This window comes from Streptococcus sp. C150, from assembly GCF_000187445.1.
GTDB classification, from domain to species: Bacteria; Bacillota; Bacilli; order Lactobacillales; family Streptococcaceae; genus Streptococcus; species Streptococcus raffinosi.
Genome location: NZ_GL698449.1, coordinates 694,285 through 718,499 on the forward strand (window position 1 = coordinate 694,285; position 24,215 = coordinate 718,499).

Below are 24,215 nucleotides of genomic sequence, written 5' to 3' on the forward strand. Positions count from 1 at the left end.
AAGTTGTGACCACACGCACAAGTGATACCTTTGTCGACCTAACAGATCGTTCACGTGCTGCCAATGCCTCTGAGTCAGATATTTTCGTCAGTATCCATATCAATGCTTCAGGAAGTTCAGCAGCACAAGGTATCGAGACTTATTATTACCAACCTTTTGCGGAATATCCTTCACGTATTAATGCGGCTTATCATGCCAATCCGACTCGTTTGAGCATGAGTGATACCCTGGCAAATGCTATTCAGTCTAGCCTTATTAACGCAACTGGAGCTCAGAATCAGGGCGTTAAGCGTCGCACCTTTGCGGTCTTGCGAGAAACAACAGCGCCGGCAGTCCTTCTAGAACTAGGTTTCTTGTCAAATCCACAGGAAGCAGCTCGCTTAACGACGTCTGCTTACCAAGAAACTTTGGCTAATGCGATTGTAGCAGGGATTAAGCGTTATTATTCTGTTTATAATTAAGAAATTGAGAGAATCTAATGGTTCTCTTTTAATTTTCAAAGAGCGAAAACGCTTGCATAAATGTAATCTAAATGGTATATTAGAAAATGCGAAAACGCTATCAAAAGGAGTTATAATGAAAAGAAATACTCAATCTAATAACGAAAAAGTCCTTCGTTATAGTCTTCGTAAGTACAAGTTAGGTTTGGCTTCTGTAACAATTGGAGCTGTTTTTTTGAGCTTTACTGCGGTTCAAGGGGTAAAGGCAGAAGAAGTTTCAACACCTGTATCAAGTACACAGGTAGAACCATCTGATTCTAGTCTTACCAGCAGTGGTCTAGTAATTGAAACGCCAACAGCTCCTGTAACAGCTGATAATACCACAGTGTCCAAGGAAAATGAGCCAGTTTCTCTTTCAGAAGAAAATACTAGCCCTACTGTGGCTAACAAGCTAAATGAAACAACTGAAAACATACCAAAAACAGGAAGTGCTAACAATAGTCAACCTCTTACTAATGCGTCTGAGGACCCTATTGCTGAAGGGACTATTCGCTTGCATTTCCAAGAGTTGCCAAGTCCAGACAAGGCTTCACTTGGGCTTTGGACTTGGGATGATGTGGAGACGCCATCATCTCAGAAGGGTGCTTGGCCAACAGGAGCAACCTCATTTGCAGAAGCCAAACAGGATGATTATGGCGTCTATTTAGATGTGAAGTTGTCTGCTTCTCCCAAAAAGCTTAGCTTCTTGATTAATAATGCCGCTGGAACGAACCTTTCAGGAGATAAAACTGTTGAAATTCTAAGTCCTCAAATGAATGAGGCCTGGATTGACAAGGATTTTCAAGTTTACAGTTATCAACCTATCCCTCAGGACCACGTTCGTATCAATTATTTCCGTACGGATGGCGACTATAGTAATAAGTCTGTCTGGTATTGGGGTGATGTTAAGGACGCTCCAAGTAATTGGCCTGATGGTGTCAATTTCCAACTAGATGGTAAGTATGGTGCCTATTTAGACATTCCGCTAACCGAGGCTGCTAAATCTATCGGATTTTTACTCTTAGATGAGAGCAAAACAGGAGATGATGTGAAAATTCAACCAAATGATTATAAATTTAGTGACTTGAAAAAAACTCGTCAGCTTTTCGTACGAGATACTGATACGACAGTCTACACCAACCCTTACTTTGTCAAGGATGTGCGTTTGACTGGAGCTCAGCAGCTTAGTCCAAGCCAAATCGAACTTAGCTTCACCAATCTAGAAGAGGTTTCATCTGAAGACATTCTCAAAGACCTCAAGGTGACAGATAAGGATGGTAATAGCGTCACTCTTAAACAACTTGACTTGGATGCTAAACTTAAAAAAGCCAAACTAATAGGTGATTTTGCTGCAGAAAATCTACCTTACAAGGTCACTCTAGGCAATGATAGTTTTAAAACATCTGAAAGTTGGCAATTGAAGGATGCGCTCTACAGTTACGATGGTGAATTGGGTGCTCGTCTAGAGGAGAATGGTAGTAAGGCACATGTGACCCTTTGGTCACCAAGTGCAGATCAAGTAGATATCATTGTCTATGATAAGAATAATCAAGACATGGTTCTTGCTGAACATAAACTAAGCAAAGGACCTCGGGGTACTTGGCAAGCTGACTTGTTTGCGACTGACCTTGGTCTTGAAAACTTAACAGGTTATTTCTATCAATACCGCATTAAACGTGGTGATCAGTCAGTAATCGTTTTGGATCCTTATGCTAAGTCTTTGGCTGCTTGGAATAGTGACGATGCTAGCAAGGTTCCTGACCATAAGATTGCCAAGGCTGCCTTTGTAGATCCTGCTAATTATGGACCAAAAGATCTTGACTACGCTAAGATTCCAAACTTTAAATCTCGAGAAGATGCCATCATTTATGAGGCTCATGTCCGTGATTTTACCTCTGATAAAGCAATCTCAGCTGAATTGAAACACCAATTTGGTACCTTCGCAGCCTTTGCAGAGCGTTTGGATTATCTTAAAGATCTTGGTGTCACCCATATTCAGCTTTTACCAGTATTAAGCTACTATTTTGTTAATGAATTGCAAAATGGCAAGCGTTTGGATGCCTATGCCTCAAGCGATAGTAACTACAACTGGGGCTATGATCCACAAAACTATTTCTCTTTGACGGGTATGTATTCTGAAAACCCTAGTGATCCGACAAAACGTATTGAAGAATTCAAGAATTTAGTTGCAGCTATTCATGCCCACGGTATGGGTGTTATCTTGGATGTGGTCTACAATCACACAGCAAAGACAGCTATTTTTGAAGACCTTGAGCCAAATTATTATCACTTTATGGATGCTGATGGTACTCCTCGTTCGAGTTTTGGTGGAGGGCGTCTTGGAACAACTCACTATATGAGCCGTCGTGTCTTGGTTGATTCGATTGCTTATTTGACGAAGGAATACAAGGTGGATGGTTTCCGTTTTGATATGATGGGTGACCATGATGCTGAAAGTATCGAGCAAGCTTATCATACAGCACGTGCCCTTAATCCAAACCTTATTATGCTTGGTGAGGGCTGGGTGACTTATACTGGCGATGAAAATAGCCCTGTTCAGCCTGCCGATCAGTCTTGGATGAAAGACACAGATACCGTAGCTGTATTTTCAGATGATATTCGAAACACCCTCAAATCAGGTTATCCAAACGAGGGGACACCAGCCTTCATTACAGGTGGTAAACGTGATATTAATAAGGTTTTTGACAATATCAAGGCACAACCAACTAACTTCGAGGCTGATTCTCCAGGTGATGTGATTCAATATATTGCTGCTCACGATAATTTGACCCTTTTTGATATCATCGCCCAATCAATCAAGAAGGATCCAAGCAAGCCTGAGAATAATGCTGAAATTCATCGTCGCTTGCGTCTAGGAAACCTCATGGTCTTGACTGCTCAAGGAACACCATTTATTCACTCTGGTCAGGAATACGGCCGCACCAAACAGTTCCGTGATCCTGCCTACCGTTATCCTGTGTCTGAGGACAAGGTGCCGAATAAGTCCCATCTCTTAGTGGATGAAAAGGGCAATCCATTTGATTATCCGTACTTTATCCATGATTCTTATGATTCTAGTGATGCCGTCAATCATTTTGACTGGACTAAAGCAACTGATAGTCAGGCATTCCCAGAAAATACGAAAACTCGCGCCTTTACCAAAGGTTTGATTGCCTTACGTAAGTCGACAGATGCCTTCAATTTCAAATCAAAAGCAGATGTGGATACTCGTGTGACACTATTGACAGTTCCTGGTCAGGGCAATGTGGCTCAAGAAGATTTGGTATTAGGATACCAAACTGTTGCTTCCAATGGTGATCGTTACCTGGTCTATGTCAATGCTGATAGCAAGGCTCGTCAGTTTGATTTGAGCAAGATTACAAATGGCCTATCCTATCTGGTTTTGGCAGATGGCAGTCAAGTCAATTTATCCGGAATTAGTGAGTTATCAGGTGTGACAATCAACAATCACATCTTGACCTTGGATCCACTAACAGCGACTATTATTCGTTTGACTAATGCTCAGACGCCAACTGAAGAAGTAGATCAGCCTTTTGAAAAGAACGGGTCATTTGCTGATAGAGATACTGAGTTAACAAAAATAACTGTTAAAACCTCAAGTCAAGAGGACCTTGTTGGAGATGCTGAACTTGTTAATCATGGCAATGGTCAGGCTAAGACTGAAGCTAGTCGTCAAACTGATAAGCAACTGCCATCCACTGGTGAAAAGACAAATCGTGGCCTCTTTTTAGCAGGTCTTCTAAGCATTCTTAGCCTAGGATTCCTTAGAAAACGTCGTACAAAATAATAAGTAGCAACAGGTTATTTCCTGTTGTTTTTCTTTTATTTAGAATCATTCTTATCTGCTCTTTAGAATAGTTCTTAAATAGGCTAAAACCGTTGACAGTGCAGGTTTCTTCTGTTAGTTTAGAATTATGTTCTCTTACATACGAGAGATCATTATTGACTTATCATCGTTCGTTTTTCATAAACATGAAAGCGGCGATTCACATATATATCGACAGATGTCGCACACTATCTTGAAAATAGGAGGCATTCATGAAAAAATTAAATAAACTTGGTGTTGTTCTTTTAGCATCGGGTCTTTTGTTAACGGCTTGTGCCAAATCTGGTAATTCAAGTAATTCAAGCTCAACTAGCTCAAAACTCACAGCCAGTGAGCAAAAGCAATTGAAGCAGGCTACAAGTGATTACAAGACTTTCATAGAAGGCGAAATTGATCAGCTTTTGAAAGATACTGAGGGATTCAGTGAAACCCTCAAGTCAGGAAATCTTGAAGAAGCTAAGAAACAATACCCATTAGTTCGTATGGCTTACGAACGTTCAGAACCAATTGCAGAAAGCTTTGGTGAGTCTGATGTGAAAATCGATTACCGTTTGGTAGATTACATGGATGAAAATAAATCAGAAGACGGCTGGTCAGGTTTCCACCGTATTGAACGCATCATGTGGCAGGACAACACGACGGATGGGACTGCGACTTATGCAGATCAATTGGTTAAGGATATCAAGGAACTCAAGGCTAAAATTGCAACTGTTAAAGTTACTCCAGATATTATGTTGACAGGAGCTGTAGACCTTCTTAACGAAGTAGCCACTCAAAAGATTACAGGTGAAGAAGAAGTCTTCTCACACACTGATCTCTACGACTTCCGTGCCAATATTCAAGGGGCTGAAAAAATCTTTGAACTCTTCAAACCATTGATTGAGAAGAAAGATGCTAAGCTTGTGAAGACTTTGGAAACAGAGTTCAAGAATGTGAATGGACTTTTGGACAAACACATGATTGATGATAAAAACTATAAGTCTTATACTGATTTGAGTGAAACAGATACTAAGGAATTGGCCGAAGCTGTAACGAAACTTGGTGAACCATTATCACAAATGGGTGTTATCCTAGATGGGAAATAAGAAAAATGACTGACGAAAAATTTTTAAATCGAAAAATGGACCGTCGTGAATTTCTTAAAAAAGCAGGTATTGGAGGGGCTGGTCTTGCACTTGGTCTTTCTGGTGCATCTGCTTTTTTCGCTAATCAGGATAGTTCAAGTAAAAAGGCTTATGATGGTGATGAAGATATCACTTTTTATGGTAAGCACCAGGCTGGGATTACGACTCCTATGCAGAAGGCTTGCTATTTGGTGGTATTAGATCTTCACACGACGGACAAAAAAGAAGTCATCCAGCTCTTTAAAGACTGGACCGATTATAGTAGTAAATTAGTCGAAGGGCAGTTGGTTCAAAAAAATAGTGCCAATGGGTTCTTACCACCAAAAGATACAGGGGAAACGGTCGGACTGAACCCCTATCGCTTGAGCCTGACGTTTGGTGTCTCTGCTAGCTTTCTCAAGAAATTAGGTTTGGAATCTAAACGTCCCAAGCTCTTTCGTGATTTGCCTCCTTTTCCAAAGGAGCAGTTGCAGGACAAATACACTGGTGGCGATATCGTCATTCAAGCCTGTGCCGACGACGAGCAAGTAGCCTTTCATGCGGTCCGAAATCTCATCCGCAAAGGTCGTAATAGCATCACTATGAAGTGGAGCAAGTCCGGTTTTGCGGCGATTGGTGACCGAAAAGAAACGCCTCGAAATCTCTTTGGTTTCAAGGACGGAACTGCTAATGTTACGACAGAAAAGGAATTTGACAAGGTTGTCTGGACTGATAGTAAAGATTGGATGAAGGGTGGCTCTTATATGGCTCTTCGTCTGGTACAGATGCATTTGGAGACTTGGGATCGTACCAACTTGCAGGAGCAGGAAAACACTTTTGGTCGCTATAAGGAATCGGGTGCTCCATTTGGGAAAACCAACGAATTTGATGAAGTAGATTTATCTAAACTACCAGTCGATTCGCATGTCCGTTTGGCTAAAGAAGTGAACCTTCCTATCTTACGTCGTTCCTATTCCTATTCAGATGGCATTGATGAGAGAACTGGCCAGTTTGATTCAGGTTTGATTTTCATTGCCTACCAGAAGGACCCCGACCGTTTTGTCAAAATACAGACCAATCTTGGTGCTGTAGACAAGATGAACGAGTACATCACCCATATCGGTAGCGGGCTCTTTGCTTGCTTTGCTGGGGTGGAGAAAGGAGGCTACCTTGGTCAAGCACTCTTTGAATAAACTCCTCGTTTTGGTGGGGCTACTGGCCTTATTCTGGACTTATCCAGTAGCTGCTGAATCCTATAGTGATCTCTATATCAAAATCACAGATGCAACAACAGCTGTTCAAAATAAAGATCAAGCTAAAGCTAAGGAATTGGTTGGTGAGATTAAGTCCGATTTCGAAACTAAAGAAAATCACGATTCCAAGGCTGGTAAAGAAGTCAGCAAGGCTCTTGATATTAAAGGCGATGTAACAGAAGAAGATTTAACCACTATCTCGTCAGCCCTTCTTAAATTTGAAAAAGAGCAAAATCCTGTTGACTTAGACGCAGAGAAGGAAAAACTAAATACTCGCCTTGAGCCATATTTCAAGAACTTACAGGATGCCATTACGGCTAAAGACCTGGCTGCAACCCGCAAAACTTACGGTGAATTAAATAATGCTTGGACACGAAATGAAGCTGTTGTCCGTGACCATAGTACTGCTTACTACGGTAAGATTGAGACGGCCATTTCACTTTTACGAAGCAGTATTGAGACGGAGCCTACTGATTTCACCAGCATCCAGTCATCTTATGATGATCTCAAGGGTGGAATTGATGACTTCATCAAGGGAGTTCCTCTTGATAGTACAAACTCAAGTTTAACCCTTAATGATGGTATTAAACTCTTGAAAAAGGCTTTAGGTCAATTCCAAGCAGGTGATGATAAAACAGCTGCGGCAACGATGAAGAAGTTCATCACTATCTGGTCAACCATTGAAGGAGATGTAAGCACAACTAATCCTAGCCTCTATACACGTGTGGAGAGTGAAACGCCTGTTATCATGGTTAAGGGGAAAGAAAAGGCTTATCAAGATAAACTCCAAGCCTTAATTACAGATTTATCTGCTATCGATACAAGCGCTTCTTATAATGCCTTTGATGCCATGTTGATTCTCTTGCGTGAAGGAGTAGAAGCCCTCCTCATCGTTATGGCCCTTGTGACAACTCTTAAGGCAGCCAAGATGCGTAAGGGACTCAAATGGGTTTATGGCGGAGCCCTTGCTGGTGTTCTTGCCAGCGCAGTTATAGCTGTTATCTTGCAAGTTGTCTTTCCAGCTGTGACCTCTGGGGCTAACCGTGAAATTATTGAAGGTGGCGTTGGTATCTTTGCAGTTGCGATGATGATTCTTATCGGAATATGGCTCCACAGCAAGTCTTCAGTTAAACAGTGGAATGACTTTATGGACCGCCAGATGAAGACGGTGACGGCTACTGGAAGCTTTGTGTCCATGTTTGCCCTCAGTTTTTTGGCTGTCTTCCGTGAAGGTGCCGAGACAATCCTTTTCTATGTTGGTATTATCCCACGTATCACGACAGCTAATTTCTTGGTTGGTATTGGTTTAGCCATTGCAGTTCTTGTTATCATTGCTGTAGCTATGACTAAAGCGAGTCACTATATTAAACCACATCGTATCTTCTTTATTTTAACTTGGTTGATTTATGTCCTGGCCTTTAAGATGCTCGGTGTCAGCATTCATGCCCTTCAGTTGACTAATATGATGTCTAATCATTTGCTTAGTGGTTTCCCAACCATTGATTGGGCTGGTATCTATCCAAGCTTGGAAGTCTTGATTCCACAACTGATCTTTATTGTTATTATTGTCTTTGTGACGGTGAAACAGCATGGTAAGAAATAAGGATGAGATGACAATTGTTGAGCATCTGGTGGAATTTCGGAGACGCTTCATTGCAGTAGTCATTTGCTTTTTCCTAGTTTTTTGTATCACCTTGTTGTTCGCTGGGGAGCTCTATGCTTATTTGACAAGAGGATTTGACAAGCCTTTGTTAGTTCTAGGACCTAACGATATTCTTTGGATTTACATTAATCTAGCAAGTCTCATGGCTTTTTCGGTGACGCTGCCTTTCACCACCTACCAGATATGGCAGTTCGTGAAACCTGGTTTGAAGGATAATGAAGCGCGTGCAATCTTTGCTTACATCCCAGCAACCTTTGTCTGTTTTGTATTGGGTTTGGCTTTTGGCTATTATTTTGTGAGTCCAGCTATCTTAGAAGTGATTTTAAAACTAGGCGAAGGGCTCTTTAATACACAAATTACAGCACAGAACTACCTTAGTTTTTTACTGCATACGACAGTGCCTTTGGCTGTTCTCTTTGAACTTCCCGTAGTTGTGAGTTTTTTGACATCTATCGGCATAATAACACCAGTTTTTCTGACACACTATAGACGCTATGCTTACTTTATTCTCTTGGTTTTGGCGGTCATTCTGACACCAGCTGACTTTATTAGCGACTTGGCCATGACTGCTCCCTTAATCTTACTTTATGAAGTTAGCGTAACGCTTAGTAAGCTCATTTATAAACGTAAACAAAGAAAATATAAAGATAAATAGAAAGGAAATCTCATGGGAATTCTACGTGATATCGGAGCCCCAGGACTTATCATCATTGTCCTAGGAGCCCTCCTCATCTTTGGTCCTAAACGCTTGCCAGAACTTGGTCAATCTATTGGTAAAATGCTATCCGAATTTAAAGCGGCTGTAAATAAGACCGATGATGATAAAAAAGACGAAGAAGACAAGACTAAAGACTAGGATCTCTACTTAGTGAATATCTTCAAGTTTCTTGACAATTATAAGCTTTTATGACATAATACTCTTGTATTGAATAGTAAGTCTATATCATAGGCAAGAAAAGACCCCAAGCTAACTTCCACATAAGCTCGGGGTCTTTTTTAGCACTATCTATCCTTGTTTAATCACTTGTCGATTAGACGAAGGATAACACCGACCACAATAGGTCCGATGATAGTTTTGAATAGTAAATCCATCATAGGCAAATTCACCTCCCTTCGTAGGCGGTGTCGAGGTGCCAAGGGCTATTATATCATAGATTGATAGAGATATGGTTAGTGAGTATCAGGAAGCAAAAGTTAGAATGTGATTTAATCATGCCAAACAAAAAATCAGCCCTCTTGAGCTGATTTTTTTATCTTACAAGCTGATACGTTTTTCTGTTTCTGCGTCGAAGAAGTGACCTTTAGCAACGTTGAAAGTAAGGTTAACTTTTTCACCTGGATTGTGGAAGTCACGCGCATCAACACGAGCGGCAAATTCAGTTTCTCCAAGTTTTAGGTAAAGCATTGTTTCTGCACCGAGGAGCTCTGAAACGACGACTTCAGCATCTACATTGGCATCTGGATATACTTCTTGAACGATTGGACGGCTTGAAACATCTTCAGGACGGATACCAAAGATAACTTCTTTACCTTGATAACCAGTTTCTTTCAAGATTTTAGCTTGACCTTCAGAAATTGCAATATCCAAGCCTTCAGAGTTAGTGATACGGTTGCCATCAACTTTGACATTGAAGAAGTTCATAGCAGGACTTCCGATAAATCCTGCAACAAATTTATTGGCTGGCTCATTATAAAGTTCTTGAGGTGTACCAATTTGCTCGATACGACCGATAGTACCAGAACCATCAGGGTTCTTAGTAGAACTCATGATAACGATACGGTCAGCAAGAGTCATGGCTTCTGTTTGGTCGTGGGTTACGTAGATGGTAGTTGCCCCAATATTACGAGTGATTTTAGCAATTTCGGCACGCATAGTGACACGAAGTTTAGCATCCAAGTTTGAGAGAGGTTCATCCATGAGGAAGACTTTAGCATCACGAACGATGGCACGTCCCATAGCTACACGCTGACGTTGACCACCAGAGAGGTCGGCCGGTTTACGATCCAAGAACTCAGTCAAACCAAGGCTAGCAGCAGCTTCACGCACACGTTTGTCGATATCATCTTTTTTGTATTTACGAAGTTTAAGACCAAAGGCCATATTTTCATAAACAGTCATGTGTGGGTAAAGGGCGTAGTTTTGGAATACCATGGCAATATCACGGTCTTTTGGTGATTTGTCATTAACCACTTCACCATCAATATAGAGTTTACCTTCTGTGATTTCTTCAAGTCCAGCAACCATACGGAGAGTTGTAGATTTACCACATCCTGAAGGCCCTACGAAAACGATGAATTCCTTGTCTTTAATGTCGATACTAAAATCTTCGACAGAGTAGTGAGTTGCATTTGGGTATTTTTTGTAAATTTTATCCAGTTTAAGAGTTGTCATATCATTAATCCTTTATTATTTAACTGATCCGCCGGTTACACCTTCAACATAGTATTTCTGCATGAAGATAAAGAGAAGGGTGATTGGGATGGCGATGATAATAGCACCTGCGGTAAATGGAAGGAACCATTCATTGATAGCGTCTTGGTTAAGCATTTGATAGAGTCCAAGGGCAACAGTATATTTATCTTTAACGTCACCGAGGATAACAGATGCAAAGATGAAGTCTACCCAAGGTCCCATGAAGGCCATGAGAGCAGTATAGACGATAATTGGTTTAGACAGTGGCAAGGTAATCTTAGTGAAGATTTGAAGACGAGTTGCACCGTCAATCATTGCTGATTCATCCAATGAGTAAGGAATGGTATCAAAGAAACCTTTGGCAATGTAGAAACCAAGTGCTGCCCCAGCAGAATAAACCAAAACCAAAGATGTCAAGGTTTGTGTCAAATTGAGGGCTTTCAAAATGTAGTAGACCGCAATCATTGACATGAAACCAGGGAACATGTTAAGCACAAGTGCCAATTTCAAGAAGCCATTTCTGTGTTTGAATTTAATACGGCTAAGTGAATAGGCCATCCCAACGGTAATCAAAGTTGAGAGGATACATGTACATGTGGCAACGATGAAGGTATTGATGAACCATTTTCCAAATGGATAAGCATCGCTGGTAAAGAGTTTGATGTAGTTATTAAGAGTATAAGTCTTAGGGAAGAAGTATGGTACCGCATTAGCTCCTTCACCACGGAAACTTGTAAGGAAGATCCAGATAATAGGAATCAACCAGATAACAGCTAGAACTGTCAATAGAATATAAGTACCAGTTAGGTAAAGATTTTTCTTACGTTTCATTATTTAGCAGCCCCTTCCTTGAATGAAGATGATCTTGTGTAGGCTAAGAGACTGAATGTTGCAGAGATGGCGAAAATCAAGATACCGATAACAGATGCCAAGTTGTAGTCTTTAGCGCTAACAGTCAGTTTGTAGAGCCAAGTTACCAAGAGGTCAGTTGAACCCGCTTGATAGTATTCAGAATTAGTAGGTCCACCACCAGTAAGGAAGTAGATAACGTTGAAGTTATTGATATTACCGATGAATTGTTGAATCAAAGATGGCGCCATAATCAAAAGAATTTGTGGGAAAGTAATGCTCTTGAAAATTTGGAATTTACTTGCTCCATCAATTTCAGCTGCTTCAATCTGCTCAGTTGGCAAGTTCATGATGATACCAGTTGCGACCAACATTGTGAATGGAATACCAATCCACATATTAACCAAGATAATAGAGAACTTAGCCCAAACTGGATCAGTCAAGAATGGAATCGGACCACTTGTAAGATGCAAGGTTTGAAGCAAACCATTCAAAGGACCGTGGTCATTAAGGAAGTTACGCATCAAAAGAAGTGATACGAACTGAGGAACAGCGATAGTAATAACGAAGAGCGTACGCCAAACTTTCTTGAATTTTAGCCCCTTAGTGTTAAGCAAGAGGGCAAGGACAATACCGAAGAAGAAAGTAGTTGCTGTTGCGGCAACCGCCCAAATCAAGGTCCAAGTCAAAAGTGGAAAGAAAGTACCAGCCATACGACCTTGTAGGACTTCACCAAAACTTGCAAAGCCAACCCAGTCGAAAAGTGATTTAGGAGCTGGGTGATTGTGGTCAAAGTTTGTAAAGGCCAAACAAATCATGTAGATCAAAGGCAAGATGGTGAAGAGCAAAACACCAATCAATGGGATAGACATTAGCCCCATATGGAAGCGACCATCGGCCAAGGTCTTAAAGTCTTCAATAAAGTTAGGTACCTTACGACCTGATTGCTTAAGAGCCATGAGATGGCGAGCACTTTTAAGGTTACACCAGTAAATATAAGCAAATACTGCACAGAAGATTACTGAAGCAAGACCAAAAATCAACATGAGCATCGAGTTATCTCCAGCAACTTGCACAGTTAGCTTGATACCATTAACTTCTTTAATAGCTTCACCCTGTTCTTGAGTACCCAAAGTTATCATGCCTTGGAGAGCAGGGACAATTTGGATGACGAATGCTGCTAAAAAGGCAATCTCAGAGAGGAGGAAGAGCAATCCCTTGGTAAACTGTTTGTTGACCAAGTTTGCCAATCCCATTACCAGAAAGGATAATTTGACATCCCATGTACCTTCTTTGAAGACTTGGCGCATAGGAGTTGTGTCGTAAATTGTTTGTGACATAGATATCTCCTCAGATAAATGTGTGATTAGTGATGGTTTTATTTTGTCTATAAGTCATAGATAAAGAGGCTAGGACCTTCACCTGCCTCTTTACCATCTCATTTGTAGGTTTCTTATTTAGCTGCTGCCAAATCTTTATCAAACTGTTGTAATTTAGTAAGGAATTGATCTTCCTTGATTTTACCGTTATAGGCATCACTCATAAGAGCAGCACTTTCAGTCCAGAAGACTGACATTTGACTGAGTTTAGGCATAACAGTTGTGTATTGGTCAGATGAACCCATCGTAATGACAGCTTGTGCAAGAGCATCCTTTTGAACGGCTTCAGAAGCTTGAACTTCTTTGTTGGCTGGGATGATATGACGTGATTCAGTAGTGAATTGGTTATTTTGACTGTCTTTGCTTGTCAAAGCTTGTGCCAGTTGGTAAGAAGCAGCAATACGTTCAGCGTTACCTTTAGATGGTGTTTGGTTAACTGCGTAAAGTTTTACACCCATGAAGGCTTTTTGTTGAACGTCTTGCCCACCGATATTAACTGTTGGGTAAACAGCAACACCAAGATTGTCTTTACCGACAGCTTTAGCAGCTGCAGCGTAGTCCCATGGTCCTGATTGGAAGGCATCAACAGAACCATCTTCGAATTTAGCCATCATGTTAGCTGAATCAACATTAACAAATCCTTTGTTGTCTTTTTGAGCTGCGATGAATTTAAGAACGTTCACACCAGCTTCGTTACCCCAGTTTGTCCCTTTCACATCTTCACCATTTTGACCAAAGAGTGTGTCACCAACTGAAAGGAAGAGAGGACCAGTTACATAAGCATTAACTTCTTTCAAGTTGCTACCAAATTTTGCTTTAGAAGTGATTGTTTCATATGATTTGACATCTTCTTCGTTAAGTTTAGACTTATTGTAGTATGTAACTTGTGTTTCGATACCGTATGGGAAGGCGTAAGTTTTACCCTTGTATTGAGCGCCTACAGCAGCTTGTTCAGTATCTTGTTCAGAAATTTCTTTTGAATATTGCTCTGGGATTTCTTGGATAGCTCCAGCGTCTACCAATTTACCGAGTTGGTCATGTGGAAGTGAGAAGACATCTGCAGCAGTAGAAGCATCCTTAGTCAAGTTTTCTTGAGCATTTGGATCTTCCATTTCAACCATGTCAACTTTATAGCCAGATTTCTTTTCAAATTGTGCGACTGTGTCTTTGTATGACTTCTTAGCACCTGTTGGTACCCAAAGTTTCAAAGTCTTACTATCTGAGCTTGAACTCTTGCTTGAGTTAGACCCACAAGCTACCAAGAGCGATCCAGCAACTAGTAATCCTGCACTACCAAGTAGCACTTTTTGCCATTTTTTCATTTCGAATTCCTCCAAAAAATTAGTTTACTGATACATTATGCAACCGTTTTCACTTTCTGTCAAGTGATTTGTTTTAAAAAATTAATTTTTTGCAATCGCTTGCAAAAATACTTGAAGTTCTTTGCTTAAATGCTATAATATTACCTTGATAGTAATTATATTGGGTAATTCTCACACTTCAGCAAATTAGATTATGAATAGAAACGAGAGGGATATACATGGCTACAATTAAGGATGTTGCCAAGAAGGCTGGTGTCAGCCCGTCGACAGTGAGTCGAACGTTAAAAGATAATCCGGCTATTTCAGAAGAAACCAAGATTAAAGTCAGAGCGGCTATGGATGAATTAGGGTATGTTCCTAACATAGCTGCGCAAGTATTAGCGACTGGATTAACACACAGTTTAGGTGTTATACTCCCGCCTTTAACAAATCGTGAAAATATTAGCCAACCCTTCTATATGGAAATTCTAACAGCGATTAACGAAGAAGCTAGTTGTAATTCTCAGGTTGTCAGCATCGCTACAGGAGCAACTTTAGATGAATTGGTTAAGCAAGTTAAACTGATGCATCGTCAAAAACGTGCAGATGGATTTATCATCCTCTATTCAGAAACAAAAGATCCTGTTAAAGATTATCTCTTAAAAGAAAAAGTACCTTTTGTAGTAATTGGAGCAGCAGTGGACAATGTTAATAAAGTTACTTATATCGATAATGATAACAAGGCAATAGGGCAAGAAGCAGTTTCGTATCTTAATTCCAGAGGTCACCAAACCATCGGCTTTGTCACAGATGATCTTTTTGGTCAGGTAGGCCAAGAGCGTTATCAAGGTTATAAAGATGCTGTTAGTGAGTTGCATATAGAAAGCTTACCTGAACTTGTTTTCTCATCTCAGACGATTGATTCGTTTAAAAAGCACTTGCGAACTTTTCTACCTACAGCATTGGTTGTTAAAGATGATCTTGTTGCCCTTCGGCTTATCCAATGGGTAAACAATCAAGGAATAAAGATTCCGAAAGATTATTCTATTATCTCCATTAACAATTCTTCGTTTGCAGAAATCATGCATCCTTTCTTAACAACCTATGACATTAACATTCAGGAACTGGGAAAAGAAAGTGTTCGCAAATTAGTTGCTATCCTGAAAGATGAAAATACTAAGCCTCAGAAAGTAACTATTCCCTTCCATCTCATTGAAAGAGAAAGTGTAACATCTATATAAAAGGATCATAAAAAAATGGTTAGACAGAACTAGTTCCGACTATTTTTTATATTCGAAGTTGACGTATTTTTCAGAAAACTAAGAGCCTGTGTATCTAAAAAAGCTATAATTTAGATATGAAAGCGTTTATTTCACGAACATTCATTCAAAAAAATATAAAAAAATCCCATTTTTTTGTTAAAAACTCTTGACTTATGCAAGCGTTTGCATTATAATCATAAGTGTAAAAAATAATTTGAGGTAAACTTTATGAACAAACGAGCAAGCGGTGTTTTGATGCACATCACATCACTACCAGGTGACTACGGGATCGGTTCTTTCGGTCAAGCAGCCTATGACTTTGTTGATTTCTTAAAAGAGACAAAACAAACTTACTGGCAGATTTTGCCACTTACTACAACAAGTTATGGGGACTCACCTTACCAATCATTCTCAGCGGTAGCGGGAAATACACACTTTATCGATTTGGATTTCCTTATTCGTGACAAATTTTTAACTAAAGCTGATGTTAAAGATGCTGACTTTGGGTCAGATCCTGAGTTTATTGACTATGCTAAAGTGTACGAAGCACGTCGTCCAATCCTTGAAAAAGCAGTAAAAGCTATCTTGGCAGATAAAAAAGAAGCTAAAAAATTCCAAGCTTTTAAAACTAAAAATGCTAACTGGTTAGCTGATTATGCTGAATTTATGGCTATTAAAGAACACTTTAATAACAAAGCTCTTCAAGATTGGGATGATAAAAAAGCTGTTAAACGTGATAAAGCTACTCTTGCTAAACTTCGTAAGGAACTTGCTGAAGTGATTACTTATCACGAAGTAGTTCAATACCTATTCTTCAGTCAATGGGCTGAACTTAAAGCTTATGCCAATGAGAATGGTATTCAAATCATTGGTGACATGCCAATTTACATCTCAGCTGATAGTGTTGAAGTTTGGACGCAACCACATCTCTTCAAACTAGATGCAGAGTGTAAACCACGTTACATTGCCGGAGTTCCACCAGATAACTTCTCAGCTACTGGTCAGCTTTGGGGTAACCCAATCTACGCTTGGGATAAACACAAAGCTGAAAATTATGCTTGGTGGGTATTCCGTATCCAAGAATCATTCAAACTTTATGATTACTTGCGTATTGACCACTTCAAAGGTTTCTCTGACTTCTGGGAAATTCCTGGTGGAGATGAAACTGCTGAAAATGGTGAATGGGTTCCAGGACCTGGTTACGATCTTTTCAAAGTGGTTAAAAAAGAATTGGGTGACCTTAACATCATCGCCGAAGACCTTGGAAATATTGATGATAAGACACGTCAACTTCTTGCAGACTGTGGCTATCCTGGAATGAAGATTGTACAATTTGGTTTCTATGATACAACTGGAAACAGTATTGACATTCCACACGTCTACACACAACACTCAGTTGCCTATACAGGTACACACGATAACGAAGTGGTTAACGGCTGGTACGATAATTTAACACAAGAGCAACGTGATTACACAGATGCTTACATCAACCGCCGTCAAGGTGAACCTATCACACGTGCCCTTCTTCGCACACTCTTTGCAACAGTAAGCGACACTGCTATTGCGACTATGCAGGATATCCTTGATAAACCTGAAAATAGCCGTACCAACTTCCCTAACACAGTTGGTGAAAACTGGAAATGGCGTATGCTTCCAGGTGAAATTACTGTCGATAAGAAAGAATTTTTGACAGACATTACAGAAAGATATAATCGAGGTAATAACTAAAATGGCTACATTTACACAATATGTTGAAGCAAAAAACAAAAATCTTAAGGACCTTTCAAACGAAGAAATCTACTATCTTTTGTTGGAATTCGTAAAAGAAGCAGCTGCTCCAAAATCTAAAAACGATAGCAAACGTAAAGTTTACTATATCTCAGCTGAATTCTTGATTGGTAAACTTTTGTCTAACAACTTGATCAACTTGGGCATCTACAAAGATGTTAAAGCTGAATTGGCTGCTGCTGGTAAATCAATCAGCGAAATTGAAGACGTTGAACCAGAACCATCTCTTGGTAATGGTGGTTTGGGACGTTTGGCTTCATGTTTCATCGATTCTATGTCAACACTTGGCATCAACGGTGAAGGTGTCGGTCTTAACTACCACTGTGGTCTTTTCAAACAAGTCTTTAAAGATAACAAACAAGAAGCAGAACCAAACTACTGGATTGAAGACCAATCATGGTTGGTACCAACAGACATTTCTTACGATGTTCCATTCAAAAACTTCACTTTGAAATCTCGCTTGGACCGTTTGGACATCTTGGGTTACAAGAAAGAAACTAAGAACTATCTTAACCTCTTTGATATTAATGGTTTGGACTATGGTTTGATTGAAAAAGGAATTACTTTTGATCAAGACGAAATCCAAAAGAACTTGACACTTTTCCTTTACCCAGATGATTCAACTCGTAAAGGTGAGCTCTTGCGTATCTACCAACAATACTTTATGGTATCAAATGCTGCTCAACTTTTGATTGACGAAGCTATCGAACGTGGATCTAACCTTCACGATCTTCCAGATTACGCTTACGTACAAATCAATGATACTCACCCATCAATGGTTATTCCTGAATTGATCCGTCTTTTGACAGAAAAACATGGATTTGAATTTGATGAAGCAGTGGCAATCGTAAGCAAAATGGTTGGTTACACAAACCACACTATCTTGGCTGAAGCCCTTGAAAAATGGCCTCTTGACTACCTTGAAGAAGTTGTTCCACACCTTGTTGTTATCATCAAAAAATTGGATGCTATCATTCGTGAAAAATTCGAAGATCCACGCGTTCAAATCATTGACGAACACAACCGTGTTCACATGGCACACATGGATATCCACTTCTCTACAAGCGTAAATGGTGTTGCAGCACTTCACACAGAAATCCTTAAAGCATCTGAGTTGAAACCATTCTACGACCTTTATCCAGACCGTTTCAACAACAAGACTAACGGTATTACATTCCGTCGTTGGTTAGAGTTCTCAAACCAAGAACTTGCTGATTACATTAAAGAATTGATTGGTGATGATTACCTTACTGATGCCACTCAATTGGAAAAATTGGCTGCTTTTGCGGATGATCCTGCAGTACACAAACGTTTGTCCCAAATCAAATACGATAACAAATTGGCTCTTAAACGTTACCTTAAAGCCAATAAAGGTATTGATCTTGATGAAAACTCAATCATTGATACTCAAATCAAACGTTTCCACGAATACAAACGTCAACAAATGAACGCTTTGTATGTCATCCACAAATACTTGGAAATCAAAAAAGGAAACCTTCCAAAACGTAAAATCACTATCATCTTTGGTGGTAAAGCAGCTCCTGCCTACGTTATTGCTCAAGACATCATCCACTTGATCTTGTCACTTTCTGAACTCATTAATAATGACCCAGAAGTAAGCAAATACCTCAACGTTCACTTGGTTGAGAACTACAACGTAACAGTTGCTGAACACCTTATCCCAGCGACAGATATTTCAGAACAAATCTCATTGGCTTCTAAAGAAGCTTCAGGTACAGGTAACATGAAATTCATGCTTAACGGTGCCCTTACACTTGGTACAATGGATGGTGCCAACGTTGAGATTGCTGAATTGGTAGGACCAGAAAACATCTTCACGTTCGGTAAAGACTCTGATACAATCATCGACCTTTACGATAAAGGTGGTTATGTATCACGTGATTACTACGAAAAAGATGCTAACATCAAAGCAGCTGTTGACTTTATCGTAAGCAAAGATCTTGTTAAACTTGGTGATAAAGAACGCTTGGAACGTCTCCACAAAGAACTTATCTCTAAAGACTGGTTCATGACATTGATTGACTTGGCTGAATACATCGACAAGAAAGAAGAAGTATATGCAGCTTACGAAGATCAAGATGCATGGAACAAGAAAGTCGTTTACAACATCGCTGAAGCAGGATTCTTCTCATCTGACCGTACAATCGAACAGTATGACAAAGACATCTGGCACACAAAATAATATTCTAGTTGCATAGAAGGAAAACGAGATCAGAAATGGTCTTGTTTTTTATGTATGTGTAAAAAAAACTAAAAAAGTGTGTAATCAATATCTATGTTTTGTTATAATAAAAGAATGAAACCTTTTACAAAGTGGACCGGTGGTAAACGTAAGTTATTACCTATTTTGACAGAGTTATTACCTGATGATTTTAATAGGTATTATGAGCCTTTTATAGGTGGTGGAGCACTACTTTTTAAGCTCTTACCACATGATGCAGTTATAAATGACTTTAATGAGGAATTGATAAATTCGTATTTACAGATACGAGACAATCCGAATGAGTTAATAGATCTATTAGCAGAACATAGAGATAAAAATTCGAAAGATTATTATCTTAATATTCGTTCCGCCGACAGAGATGGACGTATTGAGAGTATGACTGATGTTGAAAGAGCTGCAAGAATTCTTTATATGTTACGAGTCGATTTTAATGGTCTTTATCGTGTGAATTCAAAAAATCAATTCAATGTCCCGTACGGCCGATATAAAAATCCGAAAATTCTAGACAAAGATTTGATTTATGAAGTATCTGGGTATCTAAACGCTAATAATATTCAAATTTTACAAGGAGACTTTGCTAACGCTGTTGCTGATGCCATTGATGGTGATTTAGTATATTTTGACCCACCTTATATTCCTTTGTCTGAAACGAGTTCTTTCACTTCTTATACTCATGAGGGTTTTTCTTATGAAGATCAAGTAAGGTTAAGAAATACCGTTAGGGATTTAACACGCCGTGGTGTTAATGTTATTTTATCAAATTCTTCAAGTCCATTAGTCGAGGATCTTTATCAAGAGTTTAATCTCCATTATGTGGATGCTTCGCGTACAAATGGTGCAAAGCCAACAAGTCGTGGGAAAATTAAGGAAATTATCGTTACAAATTATGAATAATTACGAATATGAGTATGGAGGTGTTGTAATGGACAAACCATACTATTATAAAGATAAAGCAATCTTGGTACATGCAGATACATTTGAGTTTTTAAAAAAGATAAAACCTGAAAGTATGGATATGATTTTTGCGGATCCACCATATTTTTTAAGTAATGGAGGTTTCTCAAATTCAGGAGGTAAAGTCGTTTCAGTAAACAAAGGAGACTGGGATAAAATTGATACTCTTGAAGAAAAGCATGATTTTAATAGAAATTGGATTAGATTAGCAAAAAAAGTTTTGAAACCCAATGGAACAATTTGGGTTTCAGGTAGTTTTCATAATATATATTCTGTTGGGATGGCCTTAGAACAAGAAGGTTTTAAAATTTTAAATAATATAACATGGCAAAAAACTAATCCTGCACCGAATCTATCTTGTCGTTATTTCACACATTCCACAGAGACTGTATTATGGGCTCGAAAAAATGATAAAAAAGCAAAGCATTATTATAATTATGAATTGATGAAAGAACTTAATGGTGGAAAACAGATGAAAGATGTCTGGACTGGTGCATTAACTAAGAAAGCTGAAAAATGGGCAGGTAAGCATCCAACACAAAAGCCGGAGTACCTTTTAGAGCGCATCATTTTAGCATCTACCAAACCTAATGATTATATTCTTGATCCTTTTGTAGGTAGTGGTACAACTGGAGTGGTGGCTAAGAGGCTAGGACGGTACTTTATTGGAATAGATTCTGAGAAGGATTATTTAAAAATAGCACAAGCAAGATTAGAGAGAGAAAAATATGCTTCGATGATATGTTCTGATAAATCTTTTTTAAAGGAGGAAAATAATTGATAAAAGGTGGAGTCGGTGGTGCAATTACTAAAACAGGATTAGCTTTTGAGTTAAAAACGGATTTGCCAACGTTCATCGCAAAGCAAAATGGATATGAAATTTTTGAAAATGATTTTGATATCGAGCGAAAAGATGGCAAAGTTACAAAAAAGAAACGAAAAAAAGTTTCTCGATGGAGTGTAACCTATAAAGGAGAGTACGTTACAGAAATATTTCAAAAGCATGGATTATACCGTTATTTTGATGAAGTAGATTTAAAATACAATGAAATTCTTTCAAAAAAACTTTTGCCAGATGATTCGATTTTTGTAATGGATAATAATACAGTTTTCATAATTGAAAAAAAGACTCAAAATACTAATGGAAGTGTAGATGAAAAATTGCAGACTTGTGATTTTAAGCTAAAGCAGTATAAGAAGCTTTTTTCTCCATTAAATAAGGAAGTAAAGTATTATTATCTTCTAGATGAATGGTTCTTGAAGAAGAAATATAAAGATGTTCTAGATTATGTAAATAGTGTCGGATGTTATTATCGGTTTAATTATATTCCATTAAAGGAGTTTGGATTACCTGTACCTAAAGTTTGACAATAAAGTTACTTCTAATACTATCCAATGAATATAAGAACTTTTACTGAATAAGAACATTTATTATCTTCATTTTAACTAATGAAATGACCATATAATTAATAATAGTTCAAGGAGATTACAATAATGGATTACTACAAATATATTTCATCTTTACCATCAGACCGTCTTAATATTTTTTTATCGACTCTTTCTGTCACAAATCGCACACCTGAATATTATGTGAATTGGGAAAAAGTAAATCGAGAAACTAAAAAGTATGAGATTGAATTAAATACACTAAATTATTTAATTGGTAAGAAAAATATTTATAACGTTGCTCTAGAGTTGTTTGAAAAACAACCAGAACTATTAAAGGCCATTCCTAGTTTAATTGCATGCCGTGATAAGGTTATTGATGTGTTATCACTGGATGAAACTGATAATATGAGTTTTTATCAGTTAGATTTTAAAAATATTGATACACATAATATCAAAGGTTATATCGATTTTATTGAGAGATCTGGTCTTTTAAATTTTCTTCAAAATGAAGCCAATCGGTCTCTAGTTGACTATGTCTATGGAGTTGAAACAGGATTAGATAGTAATGGCCGTAAAAATCGTAGTGGTACAACGATGGAAGGTATACTTGAAAGAAATGTCTCAAAAGTATGCAAAGCATACGGTCTATCCTATAAAGCTCAAGCAACTGCAAGTTTTATCAAGGATACCTGGAATATTGATGTACCAGTTGATAAATCTCAACGTAGATTCGATGTTGCAGTCTATTCTGAAGAAAAACATAAAGTGTGGTTAATTGAAACAAATTACTATGGTGGAGGTGGAAGCAAGCTTAAAGCTGTGGCTGGGGAATTTACAGAACTAAGCCAGTTTGTAGTCACATCAGAAGATAATGTGGAATTTGTTTGGGTGACAGATGGAATAGGCTGGAAAACCGCTCATCTTCCACTAGCTGAAGCTTTCGGACACATTGTCAATGTCTTTAATTTAGAAATGTTAAAAAATGGATTCCTATTTAATTTACTAAAGTAACAAGTTAACGTGTTATCTCCCAAGCCATCTTCGTGTACTTTGTCACCGTTTTCCTTTATAATATAAGTATCACATTACAAGAGGAGACCTCATGAAATACATTGTAAACACATCAAATGATCCTGCCTATAATATTGCTTTGGAAGCCTATGCCTTTCGTGAATTGGTAAATGAAGATGAATTATTCATTCTCTGGATTAACCGTCCAGCTATCATTGTTGGGAAACACCAAAATACCATTCAAGAGATTAACAAAGAATATACAGATGCTCATAATATTAAGGTCGTTCGTCGTTTGTCTGGTGGTGGCGCTGTTTATCACGATTTGAACAACCTTAATTATACCATCATCTCTAATAAGGCAGATGAAGGCGCATTTGACTTTAAGACCTTTTCTCAACCGGTAATCGCAACACTTGCTGATTTGGGTGTTAAGGCTGAATTTACTGGCCGTAATGACCTTGAAATCGATGGTAAAAAGTTCTGTGGAAATGCTCAAGCTTACTATAAAGGTCGTATGATGCACCATGGTTGCTTGCTCTTTGACGTTGATATGTCCGTTCTTGGCCAAGCCCTCAAAGTCAGCAAAGACAAGATTGAATCTAAAGGCGTTAAGTCTGTACGTGCCCGTGTGACAAACATTGTAGACGAATTGCCAGAAAAGATTACCGTAAACGAATTCTCAGATAAAATCTTGGAAAAAATGAAGGAATTTTATCCTGACATGGAAGAATACGTCCTTTCTGAAGATGAATTAGCAAAGATTCAAGAGTCTTACGAGAAACAATTTAATACTTGGGATTGGACTTACGGACAGTCACCAGAATACACAGTAGAACGTAATGTTCGTTACCCAGCTGGTAAAATTTCAACCTATGCCAATGTTGAAAATTCAATCATTAAATCTGTTAAGATTTACGGAGATTTCTTTGGTATCGGAGATGTATCAGATATTGAAGACTTGTTGGTCGGAATACCTTACGAGTACGACGATGTCTTGGCTAAACTTGAAACTATTGATACAACACATTATTTCTCACGTATGACAACCGAGGAGGTTGCAAAAGCTATCGTAGCTTAATCATTGTATTAACAATCTGGAAAATTCCAGGTTGTTTTTTCTTTTTTGATTGACTAAGTGAGTCTCTAGATAGGCTGACCGGTAAATCTATAAACCCTCTAAGAAAAAATACCTTATAACATCTTTCCGAAAAACTGTAATTTTCTTGAAAGAAAGATATAGGTGTGATATACTTCTATTAAGTAATTATGGAGAAAT

20 protein-coding genes are annotated in these 24,215 nt (G+C 38.6%); 15 read left to right on the forward strand and 5 right to left on the reverse strand.

Translation table 11 applies throughout. The features are described 5' to 3' along the window. The 7 genes from HMPREF0848_RS03265 to HMPREF0848_RS03295 form a co-directional block, all read left to right on the forward strand. Positions 1 to 461 (forward strand): N-acetylmuramoyl-L-alanine amidase family protein (locus HMPREF0848_RS03265; RefSeq protein ID WP_008534613.1); only part of this gene is annotated, 461 nt, incomplete at its 5' end. Positions 462 to 576: 115 nt separating this feature from the next. Beyond that, a complete protein-coding gene (locus HMPREF0848_RS03270; RefSeq protein WP_008534614.1) occupies positions 577 to 4,287 on the forward strand; it encodes a pullulanase in 3,711 nt (1,236 codons plus the stop codon). Between the two features lie 251 nt (positions 4,288 to 4,538). After that, positions 4,539 to 5,411, forward strand: coding sequence for an iron uptake system protein EfeO (gene efeO / locus HMPREF0848_RS03275; RefSeq protein ID WP_008534615.1), 873 nt, complete (start codon positions 4,539 to 4,541; stop codon positions 5,409 to 5,411). Between the two features lie 5 nt (positions 5,412 to 5,416). Then, entirely contained in the window at positions 5,417 to 6,622 is a 1,206-nt protein-coding gene (efeB, locus tag HMPREF0848_RS03280) for an iron uptake transporter deferrochelatase/peroxidase subunit (protein WP_008534616.1), read from the forward strand. After that, the gene (locus HMPREF0848_RS03285) at positions 6,600 to 8,285 is read left to right on the forward strand and encodes an FTR1 family iron permease (protein ID WP_037608862.1); all 1,686 of its coding nucleotides are present in this window, start codon (positions 6,600 to 6,602) and stop codon (positions 8,283 to 8,285) included. Before efeB ends, HMPREF0848_RS03285 begins: the two co-directional genes overlap by 23 nt. Continuing rightward, the gene (gene tatC / locus HMPREF0848_RS03290) at positions 8,272 to 9,000 is read left to right on the forward strand and encodes a twin-arginine translocase subunit TatC (RefSeq protein ID WP_008534619.1); all 729 of its coding nucleotides are present in this window, start codon (positions 8,272 to 8,274) and stop codon (positions 8,998 to 9,000) included. The genes HMPREF0848_RS03285 and tatC overlap by 14 nt, the downstream gene beginning before the upstream one ends. 12 nt (positions 9,001 to 9,012) lie before the next feature. After that, positions 9,013 to 9,201: a twin-arginine translocase TatA/TatE family subunit gene (locus tag HMPREF0848_RS03295; RefSeq protein ID WP_008534622.1), complete on the forward strand. Its 189-nt coding sequence runs from the start codon at positions 9,013 to 9,015 to the stop codon at positions 9,199 to 9,201. Positions 9,202 to 9,365: 164 nt separating this feature from the next. Here HMPREF0848_RS03295 and HMPREF0848_RS10395 read toward each other — a convergent pair whose 3' ends face one another. The 5 genes from HMPREF0848_RS10395 to HMPREF0848_RS03315 all read right to left on the reverse strand — a co-directional run bounded on the left by HMPREF0848_RS10395 (position 9,366) and on the right by HMPREF0848_RS03315 (position 14,308). Next, entirely contained in the window at positions 9,366 to 9,440 is a 75-nt protein-coding gene (locus HMPREF0848_RS10395) for a type I toxin-antitoxin system Fst family toxin (protein ID WP_083802110.1), read from the reverse strand. A gap of 160 nt (positions 9,441 to 9,600) precedes the next feature. After that, the gene (locus HMPREF0848_RS03300; protein WP_002884983.1) at positions 9,601 to 10,737 is read right to left on the reverse strand and encodes an ABC transporter ATP-binding protein; all 1,137 of its coding nucleotides are present in this window, start codon (positions 10,735 to 10,737) and stop codon (positions 9,601 to 9,603) included. Positions 10,738 to 10,752: 15 nt separating this feature from the next. Continuing rightward, positions 10,753 to 11,589, reverse strand: a complete 837-nt coding sequence (locus tag HMPREF0848_RS03305) for a sugar ABC transporter permease (RefSeq protein WP_008534625.1) — start codon at positions 11,587 to 11,589, stop codon at positions 10,753 to 10,755. Then, positions 11,589 to 12,947: a carbohydrate ABC transporter permease gene (locus HMPREF0848_RS03310; protein ID WP_008534626.1), complete on the reverse strand. Its 1,359-nt coding sequence runs from the start codon at positions 12,945 to 12,947 to the stop codon at positions 11,589 to 11,591. Before HMPREF0848_RS03310 ends, HMPREF0848_RS03305 begins: the two co-directional genes overlap by 1 nt. Positions 12,948 to 13,060: 113 nt before the next feature. Next, the gene (locus HMPREF0848_RS03315; protein ID WP_037608864.1) at positions 13,061 to 14,308 is read right to left on the reverse strand and encodes an extracellular solute-binding protein; all 1,248 of its coding nucleotides are present in this window, start codon (positions 14,306 to 14,308) and stop codon (positions 13,061 to 13,063) included. A 218-nt stretch (positions 14,309 to 14,526) separates the two neighbouring features. Here HMPREF0848_RS03315 and HMPREF0848_RS03320 point away from each other — a divergent pair, with 218 nt between their 5' ends. From HMPREF0848_RS03320 to HMPREF0848_RS03355, 8 genes are all read left to right on the forward strand, one after another. Continuing rightward, on the forward strand, positions 14,527 to 15,528 hold the full coding sequence (locus tag HMPREF0848_RS03320) for a LacI family DNA-binding transcriptional regulator (RefSeq protein WP_008534628.1): 1,002 nt from the start codon (positions 14,527 to 14,529) through the stop codon (positions 15,526 to 15,528). Between the two features lie 249 nt (positions 15,529 to 15,777). After that, entirely contained in the window at positions 15,778 to 17,277 is a 1,500-nt protein-coding gene (gene malQ, locus HMPREF0848_RS03325) for a 4-alpha-glucanotransferase (protein WP_008534629.1), read from the forward strand. A gap of 1 nt (position 17,278) precedes the next feature. After that, positions 17,279 to 19,540, forward strand: a complete 2,262-nt coding sequence (glgP, locus tag HMPREF0848_RS03330; RefSeq protein WP_008534630.1) for a glycogen/starch/alpha-glucan family phosphorylase — start codon at positions 17,279 to 17,281, stop codon at positions 19,538 to 19,540. Between the two features lie 114 nt (positions 19,541 to 19,654). Continuing rightward, positions 19,655 to 20,476 carry a DNA adenine methylase gene (locus HMPREF0848_RS03335; protein ID WP_398578564.1) on the forward strand — a complete coding sequence of 274 codons (822 nt, stop codon included), beginning with the start codon at positions 19,655 to 19,657 and terminating at the stop codon, positions 20,474 to 20,476. Beyond that, on the forward strand, positions 20,469 to 21,317 hold the full coding sequence (locus HMPREF0848_RS03340; RefSeq protein WP_050787995.1) for a DNA-methyltransferase: 849 nt from the start codon (positions 20,469 to 20,471) through the stop codon (positions 21,315 to 21,317). The genes HMPREF0848_RS03335 and HMPREF0848_RS03340 overlap by 8 nt, the downstream gene beginning before the upstream one ends. Further along, positions 21,314 to 21,904, forward strand: coding sequence for a PD-(D/E)XK nuclease superfamily protein (locus tag HMPREF0848_RS03345; RefSeq protein WP_008534634.1), 591 nt, complete (start codon positions 21,314 to 21,316; stop codon positions 21,902 to 21,904). The genes HMPREF0848_RS03340 and HMPREF0848_RS03345 overlap by 4 nt, the downstream gene beginning before the upstream one ends. Before the next feature lie 126 nt (positions 21,905 to 22,030). After that, positions 22,031 to 22,936 carry a type II restriction endonuclease gene (locus HMPREF0848_RS03350; RefSeq protein WP_008534635.1) on the forward strand — a complete coding sequence of 302 codons (906 nt, stop codon included), beginning with the start codon at positions 22,031 to 22,033 and terminating at the stop codon, positions 22,934 to 22,936. 91 nt (positions 22,937 to 23,027) lie between these two features. Beyond that, on the forward strand, positions 23,028 to 24,017 hold the full coding sequence (locus HMPREF0848_RS03355) for a lipoate--protein ligase (protein WP_002888352.1): 990 nt from the start codon (positions 23,028 to 23,030) through the stop codon (positions 24,015 to 24,017). Positions 24,018 to 24,215 lie beyond the last annotated feature (198 nt).

Bases quoted from the DNA above. Each gene is read 5' to 3' on its own strand.
- HMPREF0848_RS03270 (WP_008534614.1), top strand. From the start codon at position 577: ATGAAAAGAAATACTCAATCTAATAACGAAAAAGTCCTTCGTTATAGT.
- efeO (WP_008534615.1), top strand. From the start codon at position 4,539: ATGAAAAAATTAAATAAACTTGGTGTTGTTCTTTTAGCATCGGGTCTT.
- efeB (WP_008534616.1), top strand. From the start codon at position 5,417: ATGACTGACGAAAAATTTTTAAATCGAAAAATGGACCGTCGTGAATTT.
- tatC (WP_008534619.1), top strand. From the start codon at position 8,272: ATGGTAAGAAATAAGGATGAGATGACAATTGTTGAGCATCTGGTGGAA.
- HMPREF0848_RS03295 (WP_008534622.1), top strand. From the start codon at position 9,013: ATGGGAATTCTACGTGATATCGGAGCCCCAGGACTTATCATCATTGTC.
- HMPREF0848_RS03300 (WP_002884983.1), bottom strand. From the start codon at position 10,737: ATGACAACTCTTAAACTGGATAAAATTTACAAAAAATACCCAAATGCA.
- HMPREF0848_RS03305 (WP_008534625.1), bottom strand. From the start codon at position 11,589: ATGAAACGTAAGAAAAATCTTTACCTAACTGGTACTTATATTCTATTG.
- HMPREF0848_RS03310 (WP_008534626.1), bottom strand. From the start codon at position 12,947: ATGTCACAAACAATTTACGACACAACTCCTATGCGCCAAGTCTTCAAA.
- HMPREF0848_RS03315 (WP_037608864.1), bottom strand. From the start codon at position 14,308: ATGAAAAAATGGCAAAAAGTGCTACTTGGTAGTGCAGGATTACTAGTT.
- HMPREF0848_RS03320 (WP_008534628.1), top strand. From the start codon at position 14,527: ATGGCTACAATTAAGGATGTTGCCAAGAAGGCTGGTGTCAGCCCGTCG.
- malQ (WP_008534629.1), top strand. From the start codon at position 15,778: ATGAACAAACGAGCAAGCGGTGTTTTGATGCACATCACATCACTACCA.
- glgP (WP_008534630.1), top strand. From the start codon at position 17,279: ATGGCTACATTTACACAATATGTTGAAGCAAAAAACAAAAATCTTAAG.
- HMPREF0848_RS03335 (WP_398578564.1), top strand. From the start codon at position 19,655: ATGAAACCTTTTACAAAGTGGACCGGTGGTAAACGTAAGTTATTACCT.
- HMPREF0848_RS03340 (WP_050787995.1), top strand. From the start codon at position 20,469: ATGAATAATTACGAATATGAGTATGGAGGTGTTGTAATGGACAAACCA.
- HMPREF0848_RS03350 (WP_008534635.1), top strand. From the start codon at position 22,031: ATGGATTACTACAAATATATTTCATCTTTACCATCAGACCGTCTTAAT.
- HMPREF0848_RS03355 (WP_002888352.1), top strand. From the start codon at position 23,028: ATGAAATACATTGTAAACACATCAAATGATCCTGCCTATAATATTGCT.